The sequence below is a fragment of the Pseudomonas sp. 2VD genome (assembly GCF_005503585.1).
GTDB lineage: Bacteria > Pseudomonadota > Gammaproteobacteria > Pseudomonadales > Pseudomonadaceae > Pseudomonas > Pseudomonas aeruginosa.
The window spans coordinates 1-16487 of the sequence record NZ_SCND01000099.1 but is presented as its reverse complement, the minus strand read 5'-3'; the positions used below and the strand labels follow the sequence as shown (position 1 = coordinate 16487).

Annotated in this window: 17 protein-coding genes and 1 pseudogene; 3 read left to right on the top strand and 15 right to left on the bottom strand. The window is 61.8% G+C overall.

Annotated features, from left to right (window positions below; all coding sequences use genetic code 11):
• The 7 genes from FFS27_RS13500 to FFS27_RS13465 all read right to left on the bottom strand — a co-directional run.
• Positions 1-278, bottom strand: a 278-nt coding sequence (locus FFS27_RS13500; protein ID WP_137952058.1) for a DUF2840 domain-containing protein, incomplete at its 3' end; no start/stop codon positions are given.
• Positions 275-538, bottom strand: a complete 264-nt coding sequence (locus FFS27_RS13495; RefSeq protein WP_034019528.1) for a hypothetical protein — start codon at positions 536-538, stop codon at positions 275-277. The genes FFS27_RS13495 and FFS27_RS13500, both read right to left, overlap by 4 nt.
• Positions 535-1173 carry a ParA family partition ATPase gene (parA, locus tag FFS27_RS13490; protein WP_034019513.1) on the bottom strand — a complete coding sequence of 213 codons (639 nt, stop codon included), beginning with the start codon at positions 1171-1173 and terminating at the stop codon, positions 535-537. The genes FFS27_RS13495 and parA overlap by 4 nt, the downstream gene beginning before the upstream one ends.
• Positions 1174-1438: 265 nt before the next feature.
• A complete protein-coding gene (locus tag FFS27_RS13480) occupies positions 1439-2281 on the bottom strand; it encodes a replication initiator protein A (RefSeq protein ID WP_034019512.1) in 843 nt (280 codons plus the stop codon).
• Between the two features lie 26 nt (positions 2282-2307).
• Positions 2308-2577, bottom strand: coding sequence for a helix-turn-helix transcriptional regulator (locus FFS27_RS13475; protein WP_425375620.1), 270 nt, complete (start codon positions 2575-2577; stop codon positions 2308-2310).
• Positions 2578-2705: 128 nt separating this feature from the next.
• Complete coding sequence (locus FFS27_RS13470; protein WP_034019511.1) at positions 2706-3470, bottom strand: DUF2285 domain-containing protein; 765 nt, start codon at positions 3468-3470, stop codon at positions 2706-2708.
• Positions 3471-3803: 333 nt separating this feature from the next.
• Entirely contained in the window at positions 3804-4154 is a 351-nt protein-coding gene (locus tag FFS27_RS13465) for a DUF2958 domain-containing protein (RefSeq protein WP_034019527.1), read from the bottom strand.
• Positions 4155-4480: 326 nt separating this feature from the next.
• Here FFS27_RS13465 and FFS27_RS13460 point away from each other — a divergent pair, with 326 nt between their 5' ends.
• Positions 4481-4774, top strand: a complete 294-nt coding sequence (locus FFS27_RS13460; RefSeq protein WP_071578212.1) for a helix-turn-helix domain-containing protein — start codon at positions 4481-4483, stop codon at positions 4772-4774.
• A gap of 304 nt (positions 4775-5078) precedes the next feature.
• On the opposite strand, the gene FFS27_RS13455 is transcribed toward FFS27_RS13460, so the two are convergent.
• The 3 genes from FFS27_RS13455 to FFS27_RS13435 form a co-directional block, all read right to left on the bottom strand.
• The gene (locus FFS27_RS13455) at positions 5079-5393 is read right to left on the bottom strand and encodes a DUF736 domain-containing protein (protein WP_034019509.1); all 315 of its coding nucleotides are present in this window, start codon (positions 5391-5393) and stop codon (positions 5079-5081) included.
• 812 nt (positions 5394-6205) lie between these two features.
• Positions 6206-8272: a ParB/RepB/Spo0J family partition protein gene (locus FFS27_RS13440; protein ID WP_034019507.1), complete on the bottom strand. Its 2067-nt coding sequence runs from the start codon at positions 8270-8272 to the stop codon at positions 6206-6208.
• An 80-nt stretch (positions 8273-8352) separates the two neighbouring features.
• A complete protein-coding gene (locus FFS27_RS13435; protein WP_034019505.1) occupies positions 8353-9183 on the bottom strand; it encodes a DUF932 domain-containing protein in 831 nt (276 codons plus the stop codon).
• A 680-nt stretch (positions 9184-9863) separates the two neighbouring features.
• On the opposite strand from FFS27_RS13435, the gene FFS27_RS13430 reads away from it, so the two are divergent.
• Positions 9864-12530 (top strand): AAA family ATPase, encoded by a 2667-nt coding sequence (locus tag FFS27_RS13430; RefSeq protein WP_034019503.1) that lies wholly within the window; start codon positions 9864-9866, stop codon positions 12528-12530.
• Positions 12531-12651: 121 nt separating this feature from the next.
• Here FFS27_RS13430 and FFS27_RS13425 read toward each other — a convergent pair whose 3' ends face one another.
• Complete coding sequence (locus tag FFS27_RS13425; protein WP_052156601.1) at positions 12652-14004, bottom strand: RES family NAD+ phosphorylase; 1353 nt, start codon at positions 14002-14004, stop codon at positions 12652-12654.
• Between the two features lie 9 nt (positions 14005-14013).
• A complete protein-coding gene (locus tag FFS27_RS13420) occupies positions 14014-14952 on the bottom strand; it encodes a restriction endonuclease (RefSeq protein WP_034019501.1) in 939 nt (312 codons plus the stop codon).
• A 128-nt stretch (positions 14953-15080) separates the two neighbouring features.
• On the opposite strand from FFS27_RS13420, the gene FFS27_RS13415 reads away from it, so the two are divergent.
• Positions 15081-15458, top strand: a complete 378-nt coding sequence (locus FFS27_RS13415) for a helix-turn-helix transcriptional regulator (RefSeq protein ID WP_071578216.1) — start codon at positions 15081-15083, stop codon at positions 15456-15458.
• 12 nt (positions 15459-15470) lie between these two features.
• On the opposite strand, the gene FFS27_RS13410 is transcribed toward FFS27_RS13415, so the two are convergent.
• From FFS27_RS13410 to FFS27_RS34035, 3 genes and pseudogenes are all read right to left on the bottom strand, one after another.
• Positions 15471-15995, bottom strand: coding sequence for a helix-turn-helix transcriptional regulator (locus tag FFS27_RS13410; protein WP_034019499.1), 525 nt, complete (start codon positions 15993-15995; stop codon positions 15471-15473).
• A gap of 4 nt (positions 15996-15999) precedes the next feature.
• Entirely contained in the window at positions 16000-16275 is a 276-nt protein-coding gene (locus FFS27_RS33585) for a hypothetical protein (RefSeq protein ID WP_071578218.1), read from the bottom strand.
• Between the two features lie 60 nt (positions 16276-16335).
• Positions 16336-16487 (bottom strand): annotated as a pseudogene (locus FFS27_RS34035) (tyrosine-type recombinase/integrase); the annotation flags it as partial.

The following is a 16487-nucleotide window of genomic DNA, read 5'->3' as shown; positions in this document are numbered from 1 at the left end:
ACCATGAGCTGCCAGCGAATCGTGCCGTAGTCGTTGGCCTGCCAGCGGATGCGGCAGAGCATCGCGCCCGGCAGGAATACCGCGCAGCGCCACCAGTCGTCCAGGCGCAGCGTGTGCGCAGGTTCGCCGAAGCGCAGGTAGAGCTTGAAGCGGTGTTCGAGGTATACCAGAGAAACGCGCGTCAGCGGCACGATGCTGGCCTGTCCGGCGAGTGTCGAAAGCGCAGGCAACGGCGTAGCCGGTGCCGCGTTCGCGGCAGACAAAGCGGATGCGGTCATGGTGTGCTCTCCGGCGGAAACTCCCGCTCCAGCAGGCCGCGCAGCAGATCGGCCACGGTCACGCCTCGCGTGAAGGCCGACACCTTGATGCGCGCCCGCATGGCGGGCGTAATGTCGAGCGTGAGGCGGGCAGTGTAGAGGTCGCCTTTATTGAGTGCATCGGCGTCGCCCTGGCGAATCCACGCCTCGGCGTGCGGATTCGCGGGCGGACGTGCGCCGATGCCGACGCGCTTGCCGCATGGTGGCTGCTTGGCTGTCATGTCGGCCACCGCAGTAGTTCGTCCACCAGGGCCGTGATTTCGCGGGCGGCAGCGCTGCCGGGCGCTGTCTCGCGTGCGAGCCGGCCAGCGGCCACGCTGTCGGCGAACACGATGCGCTGGCGCACTTCGCTGCGCAGCGCAGGCAGCGGCTGTTCGGCCAGCGATTGCCGCGCCTCGCGGCCGATGATGGTGGTGCTGACGCGCCGGTTGATGACGAAAGCCGCGCGCAGCGCAGGCCGGAACACCTGCGCCTCGCGGATCAACGCGACCATCTCGGCGCTGGCCCACAAGTCGTAGGGGCTGGGCTGCACCGGGATCAGCACGCGCTCAGCAGCCAGCAGCGCGGAGCGCGCCAAGGCGGCAATCCTAGGGGGCCCATCAATGACGACGTGATCGGCCCGCCTGGCGAGTTCTGGCGCTTCCTGATGCAGCGTCTCGCGGGCAAGGCCCACGGCGCTGAACAGCCGTGGCAAGCCTTGCTGGCTTCTGCGTTGCGTCCAGTCCAGCGATGAACCCTGCGGGTCGGCATCGAGCAGAACGACGTGCTGGCCGCGCAGCGCCAGTTCGCCGGCGATGTGGGTGGCGAGTGTGGTCTTGCCCACGCCGCCTTTCTGGTTGAGCAGGGCGACGATCATGGCGTGGCCCTCCAGACTGGAAAGCCAGGCTTTGCCTGCCGTGCAAAACGCTGTTCGCCGTGCCGTTTCTCGGTTGTCCACCGAAACGGCGCGCTTCTACTAAAAGTTATGTATTTCTTGTTAGGGAAGTTAGAGGGGCCACAAACCCGCGCCGTTATTGGCTTTCCGGCGTTTTCGTACTCCTGATAGCACGATAGGTGTACTCCCGATAGCACGATACCCGGTACTCCTGATAGCACGAGGCCGTCCACACCTTTTCCCCGAGTTATCCCCGTGCCGTGTGCAGCGCGGGCCGGAACGTCAGCAGCTCCATTCCGTCGTCCGGCATCCGCTCGATGCCCAGGACGTAGCCGGGCAACGACTGCCGCGCCACCAGGGCGCGCAGGTCGTAGGCGAAGTCGGAGAAGCGCGCAGCGCTGCCCGACTTGCGATGCAGGTGCCGGAAGTCGAATTGCCAGCCGCCCGGCTGCTTGCCGCCGTGCTTGCGCACCAGGCGGTACAGCCAGCGTTCGATGCCGCCCTTCAAGCGGAAATAGGCTGGGTCGATGGTCAGCACCAGGGCGGCATCGAGCACGCCCGCATAGAACCAGTCCGGCAGGATCAGTTCGATACCCAGCGGCACGCCGCTGGCATCGGCCAGTTCCTTCCACTCGTTGATCCACGAGAAGCGATGCAATCGCCTTCCCGTGGTTTCGCGGATGGACGTGGCCACCGTGGTCGATTGCAGCCGGTCGAGCGCGGCTTTCAGGCGCAGGTAGTCGTTGAGGGACGTGCCGCGCCCGATGAAGCGCAGGATCTCGTAGGGCGTGGCCCGTATCCAGCGCGACGGGCAGATGCCCGCGTCGCGTGCCTCCACGATCTGCGAGGCGGCCCAAATCAGCAGGTCGGCATCCCATATCGTTGCGATGCCGTGCTCCTGCGTACCCTCCACGCGGATGGTGATGCCGCCGGCGCGGAAGTCGATCGGCGCGGTGCGCCGCGACTTCGCCAGCGAGAAGAACGGAAAGGCCATCAAATCCTGGCTGTCGCGGGGAGCCATGTCGCCCGGCAGCGCGCGGAACAGGTCGAGCTGTTCGCGCTGCAAGGCTTGCCCTGGCGGGCTGGACATGGCGACGGCCACCCACGCGCCAGCGATCAGCGACCATCACGGTAGTCACCCGCGTGGCGTTCGGCATATTCCGGGTCCGAAGTCGCCTCGTAGCTGCGCTGATCGGCCCAGGCATCGAGGTCGGACACCGCGTACATGACGCGACGGCCGAACTTGCGGAACTTCGGGCCGCCGCCGATCACGCGCTGTTTCTCCAGCGTGCGCGGCGACAAGCGCAGGTAGTCGGCGGCTTCGTCGTTGGTCAGGTAGCGTTGGGGCTGCGCGGGCGCAGCGACAGCAGCGGCGGCAGGCCGCAAGGGAGCGGGTCGCATGGGATGTACCTCCATCAAGCCCGGCCACACCACGCGGCCGGATAGAGGCACTTTCAAGAAAGCGAGGCTGCTTGCTAAGGGACGATCTGCGGGGGACGCGAAATGTCCCCCTACTACAACGGCAGTAGCGGAAGCTGTGCCAGGCGGCGATAGCCGCCGCGCATCAGCGCATCGCCACGACGTACCATCCGCCGCACGCGGGCACGCAAGGCGCTGTCCTTGTGCCAGTCGGCCGCGACGGCATCCGCGCCGAACAGCCCTTCGGCCACGTCGCGCAAGGACGCACCCGCCAGGGTCGCGTCGAGCGCCTGCAAGGTGTGCAGCTCCAGCACCGCGGCCGGCGTGGGCCGGGAACGGGCCGCCGCCGCAGGCGCGGCAACCGTTGCCACGGCCAATGCGTCCAGCTCGGCCGCGAGAGTGCGATAGCGCGCGCAGGGCGTGGCGCAGGCGCGGGTGGCGTAGAGGTAGGCCATGCCGTCTTCCAGGTCCGGCGCAAGGGCTAGCCGGAGGCAGCAGCCGGGCCAATGCGACACCAGCACCAGGCGCTTGCCGTCGTGGATCAACTGCTTGCGGCCAGGGACGCGCCAGAACTCGAAGGAATGTGCTTCGGGTGGCGGGTCATCGTCCGGGTAAACCTGCACGACGGCATCGTGATCTGGGAACCAGGCCGGATGCGCGTCGCGCGCATCCAGGGCTGGGTCTTCCAGCAGGCGTAAGCCCCAAGCCTGCGCCGCGACCGACCGGCGGCGGCGCAACCAGTCGCGGTGGTAGCCGGGATTTCGGCGCAGGTATTCCCACGCCAGCGCAGGGCCGTCAAGGTGCAGAACGTAGAGATAGGCCGCTGTCGGATACCAGTGTTCGGCGCTGCGATCAGTCATGGCGAAACCTCCCTCTGTTTGGGATGCGTCGCCACGATTTCCGCGATGCGGGAGCTATCCAAATGCCATCAGGGCGTCATCAAAAACGGTTAAGCTGTAACTAACCGTTTGGCTCCGGCAGTTTGCGGAAATCGTCTGAATGCGACGGCTGCACCGCCAGGAAAATGACGCGCAGCACCGAACACCGTGCCGCAGCCCGTGCTGAAGATCAGGACTGTTTTCAACAGGGTCGCACCGCTTCGGTGCAAAAGTGCGGATTCAGACCTGCATGGTCTTGACCAAGACTGAAATAGTCACGATGCGCCCCGGCTGGCTAGGCCGCGCTGGTTTTCATCAGTCCGTGATTGCACCGTTCTCCTGCGCCAGCCGGACGTATTCCGACAGCGGACGCACCGCCCGGAAATACCGATCCCGCCGCACCGGCAGCTTGCGCGGCCCGACGATGCCCGTCAGGTCGGACAGCTTGACCGTCCCGAGCGCGGGCATCCCGATACCGAGGTCGATCAGACCGTAGGCCGTATCGCCATCCGCAGGGTCGAGTGACACCAGCAGCCAGGTCACATGCGCGTCCGGGGTGAACAGGCGCACCACGGGCAGCGGGTCGAGTCGCTGACCAGCGGCGAGCACCGCACCGTGGGCCAGCAGCCGGGCGCGTTCATCAGCGGTGACAAGCGGCAGGGTCATGGGCAGCTTCTCCACGAAACCGACGATGCGCAAATGCGCTTTGGTGCCGAAGCGCAGAACCAACAAAACGCATCCGTGCATTCGTGCATTCGTGTGGAAGCACCGATGCGCAAGCCATCGCATCCGTAGAAGAACAGAAGCGCCGAAGCGGAATTGTCGGAAGCCGGAAAGACACGGATGCGATTCCCCGGTTCTGTCGGAATCCGCAGATGCGGATTTCCGTAAAAGCACGAAAGCGGCCTTTCAGCCATGAATGAACACTATAGATTGTAGCCCTATAGGGCACAATTAGCTGTCATCTTGGTTTTTATGGGGAAACCAAGTTAGTGACAGCGAAACACTCATTGGCAACGGCAATACGGACAGTCAGGAAGGCGCGAGGCTTGAGCCAGGAAGCGTTCTCCGACGTGTCCAGCCGCACCTATATGAGTACGCTGGAGCGCAACTTGAAAAGCCCGACCCTGCACAAGCTGACCGAGCTGTGCGAGGTCATGGAAGTGCATCCGCTGACATTGCTGACGCTGGCCTACGCCGGCGATGACACGCACAAGGTCGACGAACTGTTGGCGCAGGTGCGCCAGGAGTTCGAGGCCGTGCTGAAAGAGCGCGATACGCCATAGCGCGCGTCTGGATTCCCGCAAGCGGAGCGCGCAGCGCCGCCAGGCGCGAAGGCGTGAGGGATTGAAGCCGAATGGACATGACGCCATTGGCGGCATGGGGCGCAGCCCGAAAGCCCGGCGGCGCAATGCGCCGACACGCCATGCTGTGCTTGCTGCTACGGGCATCGAACCATCGGGCCATCACCAATGCGATGCAAGCCCTGGACATGCGGGGCATAAAGCAACCGGCGAAACCCTATGCGTGCGGTGCTGCGATCAGCAGCACCACGCCCCGCCGCAATGGGCAGAGCGCGGTGGGCGGCCGTCAGGCCGCCTTGGGCTTGCTGCGCGACCAGATCAGGTCATGCGTGCCGTTCTCGCCTTCGATCAGGCGGGCATAGACCGTCGCCGGGAATGAAGGATCGTCGATGGCCACCGACAGGTAATCCCGCCCGGCCTCGCTGGTTTTCTTCCACGCCGCGCCGAAGTCGTGGCCGGCCGCTTGCAGGCGGAAGTCCGGGGCGCTTTCGTTCTCGCCCTTGTCGTTGGGAACCAGCTTGACCTTGACGTTGAGAGTCAGAGTGCGGAGCTGGCCGGTAAAGCCGTCTTTCTCTGCGGTGAAGGTGCCGATGTTAGCCATGATGATTTCTCCTTTCGGGTTGAACAAGGTCGCGCCAGTGCGCCCTTGTTGTGATCCGACCGGCGGGGGATGGGCTGGCCGCACCGCGCAGCGGTCGCAACACCGTGGAGAACCTGGAAGCGAAAAGAATTTTTCCCGCGAGGAATGCGCGCAGCCCAGGGGAAATTGTTTTCGCTGGAAGGTTGCGGCCATGAAGCCCAGCCACCGCCAGGATTCAAAACAACACAAGGACGTACTGGCCGCCCGCTCCCGAATGGAGACATGGCCGGCTCGGCATCCTCGCGCGACGGCTTCACCGGCCTGCTCCCTGACACGGGCAAGGACAACACCCGGCGACAAGGGCGCAAGCGCCCCTGACGTAGCAGGCAGCCTCTTGCATGAGGCGTGGCGTGGAAGCTCCATTGCAGGGCCGGGCGGCGTGTCGGTGAACCGTCCTTCGTGACGTATAGGCGACGAACCGCCAGCGTCGAGGACGGCGCGCTTTCGTACAACCTGCGGCAGCAAGCCGGGGCATAGCCCCGCAAGTCCCGCCCATCGCGGCGGGGCGCGTTCGGAATGTCGTCGGCGCTATGCGCCGACGCACTGATGGGTTTGAGGGTTTCCCGCGCACAAGATCACTTGTGCGCCGCCCCTTCGCCGCCTGCCCGAAGGCGGAGAAGGGGCGTTCTGGCTTTGGGCACTGAAACCGGGCGCGGCCACCGCTGCGCCCGGATTTTTGACCATCGGCACCAGGACGGTACGGCCTGGGGTCGATGCTGATGGAACAGCGAAACGCCCCGGCTGGAAACCGGGGCGCTCGGTGGTGGTGAAGGTCACGCGGCGAGTGCGTGGGCCTGTTGCTCGTCGGCGTTGTCGATGGCTTCCGGCTCGTCGTTCGTCACGGCCTGATGCGCATCCTGCTCCGTGGTGTCGTCGGTGCCTTCGGCCTTGAAGATGGCGGGCATCCATCCAGTGCCATCCGCCAGCCGTTCGGCTTCGCTGGCAATGTCGGCCTTCTTCAACTTCGCTAGCCGGGTGACGTGCGCCGGGGCGTACTGCTCCACTGCTTCCAGAATGGCCGGTTTGGCGATGTGGCGGAAATAACCCTCATTGGTGGGCTTCCACCATGCCGCCATATCCAGCCCCACGGCCTGCGCCAGTTCCGCGCCCGGTTGCTGCTGCGTGGCGCGGAGTGTCACCACGTCCACCGTGACGGCCACGCATACCGCCAGCAGCCGCACCAGTTCATCTTGCGACTTCGCCAGCAGCACGGCGAACAGTTCGACGCTGTCCTCCGGCAAGCCTTCGCCTGCTACCTGCTGCAACTCGCGCAGCGCCACGGCGGCGGGCGAATCCGGTATGTCCGGGGTGATGCCTTCCAGCCGGTCTTGCGCTTTGAGGCTCACGCCCAGCGGCAAGTCGTGGCCGTAGTGGCTGCCCTGCAAGACGGTCTGCACCATGCCATGCACCAGCGCGGCAAGCGCCACTTGTGGACGCCGGGCGACTTCGATTTGCAGCGCGGCGGTGCGGTGGGCGCTCAACCGCTGCGCCAGCTTGTCGGACATGGCGGCGGTCTTGTGCTGCTCGTCGTCTTCACCTTCGTCGTCGTTCCCGGCTTCGCTTTCGCTGCCGAAACTCTGTCGCAAGCGTTCCAGCGTGCGCAGCGCCTTGGCTTCGGCTTCGCGCATCAGCCCGCGATGAATCACGGCTTCGCCGTTGCGGTCGATGGTGACGATGGCACCGGCTACGGCCTTCACGGTCGCGCCGTAGTCCTGCAAACCATCTTCCAGCGCCTGCAACTGCTCGCCCACGGTTTCGCCTTCCTCTTGCAGCGCGTCGGCCTTTTCCTCATCCTCGGCATCCAGCGCGTCATCCACGGCTGCTGCCAGTTCGTGCAGCTTGGTTTGCAGCTTCTCGATGCGCTGCGCTTCGCGCTTGGTCGGTTCGCGGCGCTCCCTCGGCGCACGCTGGAAAGCGTGCAGGTCGGTGTGGGTCACGGCGGGGGTGGCATCCACCCACGCCCAGCCTTCGGCCTTCTCCTCGGCGGCGATGCCCGCCAGCTTGTCTTGCGCCAGCCGTTCCAGCAACGTGGCATCGGTCAGATACACGCCCGCGTCACCTTCCGCGAACAGGTCGCGGCGGATGCCGCCGCCTGCGGCTTCGTAGGTGTCCAGCCCCACGAAACGCACCAGCGGATGCCGGTATGCGTCAATCTCGCGCTCGGTGAGGCGGTCGCGCAATTGGGACGGATTGCGCTGCCACGTCGGCGCGTCGTAGAAGGCGCTTTCCTGCGCGGCGTGGTCGTCGGTGATGGCAAGGGCCATCAACTGGTCGAGCGTCACGGCTTCGGCGCGGTAATCGGCCAGCAGGCGCGGCGAGACGTTCGCCAGCTTCAAGCGGCGCTGCACCACCAGCGGAGACACGCTGAAATCGGCGGCTATGTCCTCGATGGGTCGGCCTTCGGCCACCAGTGCCGCGAAGGCTTCAAACTGGTCGGCGGGGTGCATGGCTTCGCGCTGCACGTTCTCGGTGAGGCTGGCCGTGCGGGCGGTGCCATCGGCCACCAGCAGGCAAGGCACGTCCCATTCCTTGCTGATGCGGCGCTTCTTCGCCAGCAGCTTCAACGCGGCCAACCTGCGGCCACCGGCCACGACTTCGTAATGCTCGCCATCGGCGGCGGCAATGACGATGAGGTTTTGCAGCAGGCCGACACGCTGGATGCTGGCGGCGAGTTCGGGAATGGACATGCGCGGGGTCTTGCGCACGTTGCGGCCAGCAGGACGCGACACCAGCCGCGACAGGGGAACCAAAATCAGGTTCTTGGTCGGGTCGGCGGCTTCCAGCGGGATAGCGGCGGCGGTATTGAAGGTGCGGGCTTCGGTTTGGTTGATGGCGTTCATGGTGATAACTCCTAACGGTTCAGGGATGCAGCAGCGAAAGAAGCGGCAAGGGCTGCTGCCTGCCCCTGCCGCGTGGGGAATCAGGCTTTCAACTGGCGCAGGCCATCGGCCAGCATCCAGAGGGCGCGATTGAGGCGCACATCGGAATCAATGCCCTGCACCGGGCGGGTTTGCTGGCGGCGTCCGTTGGCGCTGCGGCCATGCAATCCGCCTTTGGTCAGGTTTTCTTGGGTGCGGTTGAACACGCTCCACAAGTCCGGGCGGCGGTCATCGAACCGGCGCGGCATCAGGATTTGCGATTCGGTGACGGGCGCGGGCTTGTTGTCGGAGGGGGCGTACTTGAGGGCCAGCGCGGCCCGGGCGAATACTTCGGCCTCGCCTTCGTCCAGCGTGATGCCGCGCATCAGGTCGCGGTATTCCTTCACGCGCTCGAAGCCGCTCAACACCTCGAAAGCGCCTTCAATGACGGAACCAGCCACGTCGCCTTTGTGGGGCACGCGCACATCGGCCACGGTGTCGCCGCACACAAGGCCATTGCTGCACACGAACCGGAACATGCCGGCGAGCATCTGATAGCTGCTCGTGCCATCGTGCGAATTCAGCAGCACGATTTCATTGGCTTCCGCGCCGTTGATCTGGCTGGCGTGGCGCAGGCGAATCATGTGTTTCGTGTGCTCGCGCTTGCCTTCATCGCGCACGCGTGTTTGCGTCACCATGAAGGGCTGGAACCCTTCTTTGCGAAGCTCGGCCAGCACGGCGGCGGTGGGGATGTAGCGGTACCGCTCTGAACGGCTCTCATGCGGGGCTTCCGCGAAGATGGACGGGGCCACGCGGCGGATTTGGTCGTCGGACAGCGGGTAATCGCTGCGCAGTGCCGGGGAACGGGAAGCGAAACGGGATGCGAGTTGCATGGTCTTTCTCCTGACAAAAAGAAGGTTTGCTGTTCACACCGCACACCGGATTCCTAGATTCGGAGTCCAGCCTTTCGGCTGTTCTGTGCGGTTGGCACGAGGAACCCGGTTGGCCCTGTTGCCACCGTCTTTCCTGAGTTCATCGCCCGCGACGGTCAGGAGCGCGCGGACGGGGGCCGTCAAGGAGGCAAGCGCAGGGTTGGTGCGGCCCGCAGGCGCAGCCGAGGACACGGCCCTGCGCGCCTTGATGGCACACGGACGCGGGCTACGGTCGCGTGCAAGGTGATGAAGTCAGGGGAGACGGCTGGACATGGCAACTGCCGCCGAGATGTGCTGAACCGCACGCAAGCGCAAGCGCGCAGGCCCGGATCTGGAAGCCGGGCCGTAGGCGTCAGCCGAGCGGAGGGAGGGAACGATGGAAGCCCGAAGGGGGCGAAACCCCGAAGGGGTTCGATGCGCAGCACGACAGCGCGACCGGCCATGTTTCTGGGCCGGGGACGCCCAGTCTTTTCAGAGAAAGCTCAGCGGTTATGTCTCACCAGCCTTGCCTAGCCGCCGCGCCGGGGGCTGATCTACTACAACCTAGCGGCAAAAAGTATAGAAACCGTCACTATTTTCGTAACAGTACGCATCCATTACGGTACGCTAGCTACAGGTACCACTGATCAAAGGGAGGGGGCATGGCATCTGCGAGACAGGATTTTGAACGCTTCGTGCGCTGGATTTACCAGCCGGATAGGCAGTTTCCCGGCGATGTGCGCCGCCTAGCTACCTTGGCCCTCGCTAACTTTGACGAACTCGCGGGCACCTCACGACAGCGAAGCCAGCGCTCCACCTTTCTGGTGGGCCTGATGCGGAGAGAACTTGGCGGCACGGTTGAAGCTCCCCCAGCCGACGTCGCGGAAGCAAACGCCGGTGCCTGGCCATGGGTCAGACTGCGTCACCTGACTCTTGGCCCATTTCGGGGATTCCGAGCACCTGAGCCTTTCGACCTAACTAAGCAGATCATCCTTTTCTACGGTCCCAATGGCAGCGGTAAAACCAGCCTTTGCGAAGGGTTGGAGTATGCCCTTCTCGGGGATGTCGAAGAAGCCGGCAATAAACGCATTGCGGCCAGGACGTATCTGGCAAATGTCCACGACAGGCGATTCGATCCTCCAGTGCTTAAGGCCACGGATCAACAAGGACGCGAGGTAGATGTTGCTGCAAATCTCGACACGTATCGCTTCTGTTTCATAGAAAAGAACCGAATTGACGCATTCTCAAGAATCGCTGCCCGACCCAATGCCCAGCGGGCCGAACTAATCGCCACACTCTTTGGCATGGACCAGTTCAATGAATTCGTAGGCCACTTCAACGAGAGCATCGACGGGCAGCTTGTCCTAGTCGCCGAGCGACAAACTACTTTGACGTTGCGCCGGAACGCGCTGAAGGCAGACCAAGCAACCGTTGATGGCGAAGCCGCTTCCCTACAAGCACTGAACGAAGAGGAATCCCTTCTAGCCAAGGAGTACGCAGTTGAACTGACATATCAAGCTCTGAAAGGCTTGATTGGCACTGCTGAAGCTCCTGGACGTCTTCAAGAACTTGACGACATTCTGGGTGCGGTCCCTCCGAATGTTCTTGGCGTCACACGACAAGGTCTCCAAGACGCTTTCGCAGAGGCACACCAGTGCTCCCAGGAGCTCGACGGGGTCATTGCTTCGCTTCGGGCCAAGAGCGACCAAGTGTCCTTCAAGGCGCTGTACAACTCTGTTCTCGCTTTACAGAAGACTGTCGGAGATCGCTGCCCCGCCTGCGACACACCACTGGCTGGAGACACTCATGTTGCTGCAGATCCCTTTAAGAAGGCGACCGACGGCTTGCAACAACTTGAAGAGTTGGGCGCTCTCCAAGAACGACAAAAGACTATCGAAGTAAAACTTGGCCAAGCCTCTCGCGCGTTGCGGCAAATGTTCTCGCCACTCAGCACATTCATAGCTGCTCATCAAGAAGAGGAGTCAGTAGTCGGTCGTTGGGCTTTGCAGCTGCCTGCGGAGCCTGGCGGTCGTTGGTGGACAGATATTTATCCCCTACCCTCCACGGAACCGCGCGGATCGCCTTCGCTGGAGGAGATCCTGGCAGTGGTAGACCGCATGACCGCGCAAGACGAAGCGTCAAGGGCGGCTCAGCGGGATCGACAACCGCACATCGACGAGCGTCGGCGACTCAACGAATTCCAGCTAAAGGTGCAAGCGCAGGACCTCAAACGGCAACAATTACAAGCGGATATCGATGCAGCGCGTAACCGCATCATAGCGTTCGACGAAACAAATGCCGGGCTGATCGCACAAGCGGAGCAGGAGAAGCTAGATATCGCCCGCGACACGCCGTACAAGACTGCCTACGACAGATTTCTCGAAGCGCTTAGATCTTATAGAGATCAACTCCCTGGTCAGCTAATGGCTGGCTTGAATGACGCCGCCAGAGATCTCTATAACGCATTCAATCGCAATGATCGTGAGGAGGACAAACTATCAGCGCTGCATCTGCCTTTGACCGGCGATGAAAAGATCGAGATCAGCTTCCGTGGAAATCCCGGGGTTCGCGTCGATGCACTCCACGTTCTGAGCGAAGGGCATATCCGCTGTCTCGGCCTTGCCATTTTGATGACCAAGGCGAAGAGCATCGGCTGCCCGGTTATCGTTTTCGACGATGCCATCAACGCTATTGACCATGACCATCGAGGTGGAATCCGGGAGGCGATTTTTGAAGGCGACCACTTCGCTCAAATCCAACTGATCGTCACCTGCCACAGCAACGAATTCATCAAAGACATTCAACAACACCTGCCTGCCCAGCGCAGAAGTGCGTGCCAGGTCTACCTGCTCCGACATCACGATGGCAACTATCAACCGAGAGTTACCGGTAACGTACCGAGCGCGAACTACATCGCGAAGGCCAGGGCAGCAAGGGAGGCACTCAACGACCGAGACGCGCTCGCCGCGTCTCGCCAAGCCTTAGAGATGCTGGGCGAAAAGACTTGGCGCTGGCTTGGAAGTCATGACCAGGGAGTGCTTAATCTCATGCTGGCCGGGGTCGGTGCGGAACCTGGGCTGAGAAATCTATGCGAAGCATTGGTCAAAAAGTTGCGAGACTCTCAGACCTTCAACCATGCGAACAAGGAGCCCCTCCTTGCCGCGTATGGCCGCATCTTGGGCATTCCCGTCACCAACCTTGTCTGGACCTACCTAAACAAAGGTACTCATGAGGAGGCAGATCGCGATGACTTTGATGGGGAGCTCGTGGAGACCGTTGTCCAAACCCTTGAAGAGCTAGACCGCCTCGATCTGCGAGGCGGACGCTAGCACTCGCTGCTGCACGCACGCCTGGTCTTGGCTGGGCGTAGCGGTGAAGCAAACCAGAGAGCAATTGCAGGGACGCAGTAAACCCCTTCCGATACTGGCAGACGGTTAGCAGCTTCAGCAGCTAACCGTAATGCCGGTCGTTGAGCGATGACACCTCGGATACCGAATGTGGCTTGGTGTCGTAGCTCACCGCGGTGATGTCATGGATAACCAATGAATCACGCTTCATTCTCAGCGCGGGATGCACTGAGCGGTGTGGGTACCATGGAAGCTCACGCTCCTTGAACAGAATCGACGGACTGAACCACTTTCCCGGGCCATCTTCTTCGTACTCCCAGAGTGCGATGTCGGCCGTCGCTTGAGATCCATCTGCATCGGTGACTTCACAAGCCTTGCGAAAGAGAACCACATTGTCGCCGCCCACTCGTTCGCCCGGACGTCGTCCCTGAGCGGATGGATAAATGATGCCATCAACGTTCAACGTGCCATGCGCAGCTAGATAGTCTGCGACCGCCTGAGTGACCAGGTAGTTGCGATCCTGCAGCTCGGGAACGACTGGTGCTGACAGTCGGTCACCAAGTGTCCTGAGAAAATCTCGGCGTTGCGCTGCAGAGCGGGTCGCGCGGTCAAATAAGCTGGCCCCGTTCCTAAGTTCCACACTAGCCAAGCGCCGAAGATCCAACAGTCGTAAAGGACGAGTCACTTCAAAGGCGGCAAGCGCAACTCTACTGCCGACCGGAGGGCGCACTTCGGCGATGCATATCTCAGGAGTGGTGGCACCGTAGAAGGCAGGCTGACCTTGTCCGTTCATGCGACCAGCGGCGCCGATCCCCGCGGACGGCGATCCCAAAAACCGCTCTGGCCAGCGAAGTGCAGATGCCATGGACTCGTCTGTCTGGAATACACGGCCACGGTAAAGTGTTCCTAACGGAGCCTCCGGCCCAGCCGGTATGATCACCGGCTGCCCCTCGCCGTCGCGGTCATCGGCGATCTCGCCGAAAATCTCGTCGAGCAGTGAAGTCGCTTTTGGATTGAAGAAGCGAACATCTGTATGGAGGCTTTCCTCCATCTCCCTCCAGGCGTTCCCTAACGGCTCTGCCATGGACGGCTTGCGAACAAACCACGGGTCATCATCACCATATCGAGACTCTCCCGAGTCAGCATCAAACCAGAGGTTTCCTAGGTACTCGACGATGACCTCAACAGCGTCCTGTGGCGCTTGAGTCAATTGTGAAATCGTCTCGTGCAAGTCTTGGCCGGCGGGAGTGCGGCCAAAATGCACTACTGCCATTGTGTGGCTGGATTCCTCGAAGAACGTATCAATTACTTCGTCGCACAGATTGGCCACCATCCAAAGATCGGCTGACTGCTGATTCTCCTCGCAGTATTCACACGGATTCTCAGACGTTGCCGCCTCTTCAATCAAGCGCCGCAAGTATGGCTCACCCACGCAACCCGGACAAATAAAGCTCATACGAAAGTCCTATTCGAGGTTTACATTGAACGGTGCATATACCGAACGAAACATTGTCAGAACCTGGCGCCTGACAGAGTCCAACTGATCTGCACTGCGTTGCGAAAGCTCAAACGTGGGGCAGTCGGGAACTCCACAACCACAAGGTCTTATTTCGCCTTCCCTAAGCCCAGTCACGAAAATACGACGAAGATCATCGACATGGCGGACGACCTTCTCCAGCGTCGTTCGAATGCCCCTATCCCTCAGGTTGTGGATCGACGGGATACGTCTAATCTCATCGCCTTCGCGAGTCCGCCATACACCGGTATTTAGTGCGCGAATAGTATCTTCGATTGCCTGCTGGAAAGCAGGCAGAGAGCTTTCTTGCTGAAACGGCGTGCGAAAAGCAGATCGGTTGAATACTGCGGCCATCAACTGCAGTGCGTCGGTATCGGACAGATCTGGAAAGTCATCAACAAAGCTGCGAATGTCCGCCTCCGCATCGGGAAACTCGATCCCTCGAACGAAACGATGCAGTAGGTACTCAGCGCGAAGCCGCAAGTTCTCCTCAAACTCCACACCTGACCAGATGGTGACATGGTCCACACCGAGAGCGCCCGCGGCTTCCTCAATCCGACTGCGGCTTGCGTCCGAGACCGCACCGCGCGAAACGAACTTAAACGCGTCCGGCGCTGCACCTGCGGCTTTCATCGACTTTTCCATGTCACCTCTTGCTTTCGCTAACGTCAAGGTGCTCCGGTTCGCACATTGAATGATGGTCTTGCGAGATGGCCTGTCATCAAAGGGCTCGGTGCCTGTGATGTCCCTACCCTGATCACCTCCCGACTGACCGCGCCAGACCAGGTCACGCCAACCGGCCCGCAAGTGGTACGCAAAGACGAGACGCTCAAACTGGATGCCGCTGAAATCCTCGAAATGGATTGGTGAAACCATTACCGTCGCCATGTCCCTGCCCTTTTGCCAAGTTATCTATTCGTCGATACGCCTCACTACGCCCCAACGGGTTTCGGCGATAGCCAATGAAAGCCACCATTGCCCCATCGTATGCAACGTCAACGCTCATGGAGTGCAATATGGAGAATACCCCGTCAGGCCCAGTGGGCAGAGCTTATGACTCGAAGAGCAGCCTCACTGCCCCGCTGCCGGGCTCGACCGCCTATGAGGAGCTTCCTCAGTTTCCAAAGTCCTGCGCCCTGCCCTTCCGTCGCACCATACGCAGAAAGGAGCTGCATCTGATCGTTCCTTTAGCTGAAACGACCATCTACGAAATGGAGCGCCGCGGCGAGTTCCCGCGTCGCTTTAATCTGACGCCTCGTTGCGTCGTGTGGGACTTGGCCGAAGTGGAAGCCTGGATCGAAGAACGGAAACAAACCTCTCGCGGCAGCAGCTCCAAACCGGATGTCCACCTACGAAAAACCCGCCCTGTTCGGGCGGGTTCGAGCCAGGAATGAGGTCGATGCGCCTCATCCGACCAGGGCTTGCAGCTCCTTGAACGCAGAACGCGGCAGCCGCTGGCCCTCCTTGGCCACGTTGACCTGCAAAGCCACCTGCGACACATCCAGGACGTTCCTAGCCAGAGAATAGCTGCCCTTGGCCTGCAGCCAGGTCAGCACATCCGCCAGGTGCCAGATCGACGCACTCCCCTCATGCACTGGAGCAGGAAAGCTGCTCGGATGGGCCAGCATCAGTTTGCGCATGTTCTGTCGTGACACGCCAACCATCTCCGCCACATCGGTCAGGCCGACAAGATCCGGAGCAACCTCGATCAGTCTGGCCGACGGTGCGGCGCTCCGTACATCGGCCAGAGCGCTGCGGACAGCCGCATCAGCACTATCCGCCTCGCGGGTGAATTCCAGCGCAAGCCGCCCCGGCTGCCCTATGCCGACCAGGGCATCATCGCAGCCAGCCTCGCCCAAGCGCTCGACCAATCCATTCGGGTCGCGGTCATCGTCGGCGAGCTGGTATTTCAGGGTGAAGGTGTATTCCATCGTGCTACTCCTCAGCATCGTCGTCAGCTTCATACCGCTTGCGGTGCGTCGTGCAGTTGTCCACTACTCGCCGTAAGGCGCGTGCGTGGTTCCCAGAGTTCCTGGGAGTACTCCATACCGAGGTAATACAGAATTCACCGCAACGACACTCCTCGTCGTTGTACGGGCAATAAATTCGCCCCCAGGCGTGACTCCCGCCGACTTCAACACGCCATCCTTGCGCTTCGGCGTGCTGAAGGGCTTCCTCGACCTCTTTTTTCGGATGAGAGGAACGCGCCATCAATGGTCTCCAGTATGTGGATGGCTGACATGGTTGTCAAGTGACAACCATGTCTCCATTTCAGGCCATCGCGCTCAACGTAGGCACTACAACGTTTTCCGGCATCAGCCTCGGCACGTAGGTCTGCCCATCGATCCAGGCATCAACCATGTTCGCCCACTCCTGCAGCATGTGCCGCCGCTGCTCGGCGTACTCGGCTTTGTTGTAGATTG

Excerpts from the sequence above, each read along its gene's own strand:
- FFS27_RS13495 (WP_034019528.1), bottom strand. The coding sequence starts at position 538 with ATGACAGCCAAGCAGCCACCATGCGGCAAGCGCGTCGGCATCGGCGCA.
- parA (WP_034019513.1), bottom strand. The coding sequence starts at position 1,173 with ATGATCGTCGCCCTGCTCAACCAGAAAGGCGGCGTGGGCAAGACCACA.
- FFS27_RS13480 (WP_034019512.1), bottom strand. The coding sequence starts at position 2,281 with ATGTCCAGCCCGCCAGGGCAAGCCTTGCAGCGCGAACAGCTCGACCTG.
- FFS27_RS13470 (WP_034019511.1), bottom strand. The coding sequence starts at position 3,470 with ATGACTGATCGCAGCGCCGAACACTGGTATCCGACAGCGGCCTATCTC.
- FFS27_RS13465 (WP_034019527.1), bottom strand. The coding sequence starts at position 4,154 with ATGACCCTGCCGCTTGTCACCGCTGATGAACGCGCCCGGCTGCTGGCC.
- FFS27_RS13455 (WP_034019509.1), bottom strand. The coding sequence starts at position 5,393 with ATGGCTAACATCGGCACCTTCACCGCAGAGAAAGACGGCTTTACCGGC.
- FFS27_RS13440 (WP_034019507.1), bottom strand. The coding sequence starts at position 8,272 with ATGAACGCCATCAACCAAACCGAAGCCCGCACCTTCAATACCGCCGCC.
- FFS27_RS13435 (WP_034019505.1), bottom strand. The coding sequence starts at position 9,183 with ATGCAACTCGCATCCCGTTTCGCTTCCCGTTCCCCGGCACTGCGCAGC.
- FFS27_RS13430 (WP_034019503.1), top strand. The coding sequence starts at position 9,864 with ATGGCATCTGCGAGACAGGATTTTGAACGCTTCGTGCGCTGGATTTAC.
- FFS27_RS13425 (WP_052156601.1), bottom strand. The coding sequence starts at position 14,004 with ATGAGCTTTATTTGTCCGGGTTGCGTGGGTGAGCCATACTTGCGGCGC.
- FFS27_RS13420 (WP_034019501.1), bottom strand. The coding sequence starts at position 14,952 with ATGGCGACGGTAATGGTTTCACCAATCCATTTCGAGGATTTCAGCGGC.
- FFS27_RS13415 (WP_071578216.1), top strand. The coding sequence starts at position 15,081 with ATGGAGAATACCCCGTCAGGCCCAGTGGGCAGAGCTTATGACTCGAAG.
- FFS27_RS13410 (WP_034019499.1), bottom strand. The coding sequence starts at position 15,995 with ATGGAATACACCTTCACCCTGAAATACCAGCTCGCCGACGATGACCGC.
- FFS27_RS33585 (WP_071578218.1), bottom strand. The coding sequence starts at position 16,275 with ATGGCGCGTTCCTCTCATCCGAAAAAAGAGGTCGAGGAAGCCCTTCAG.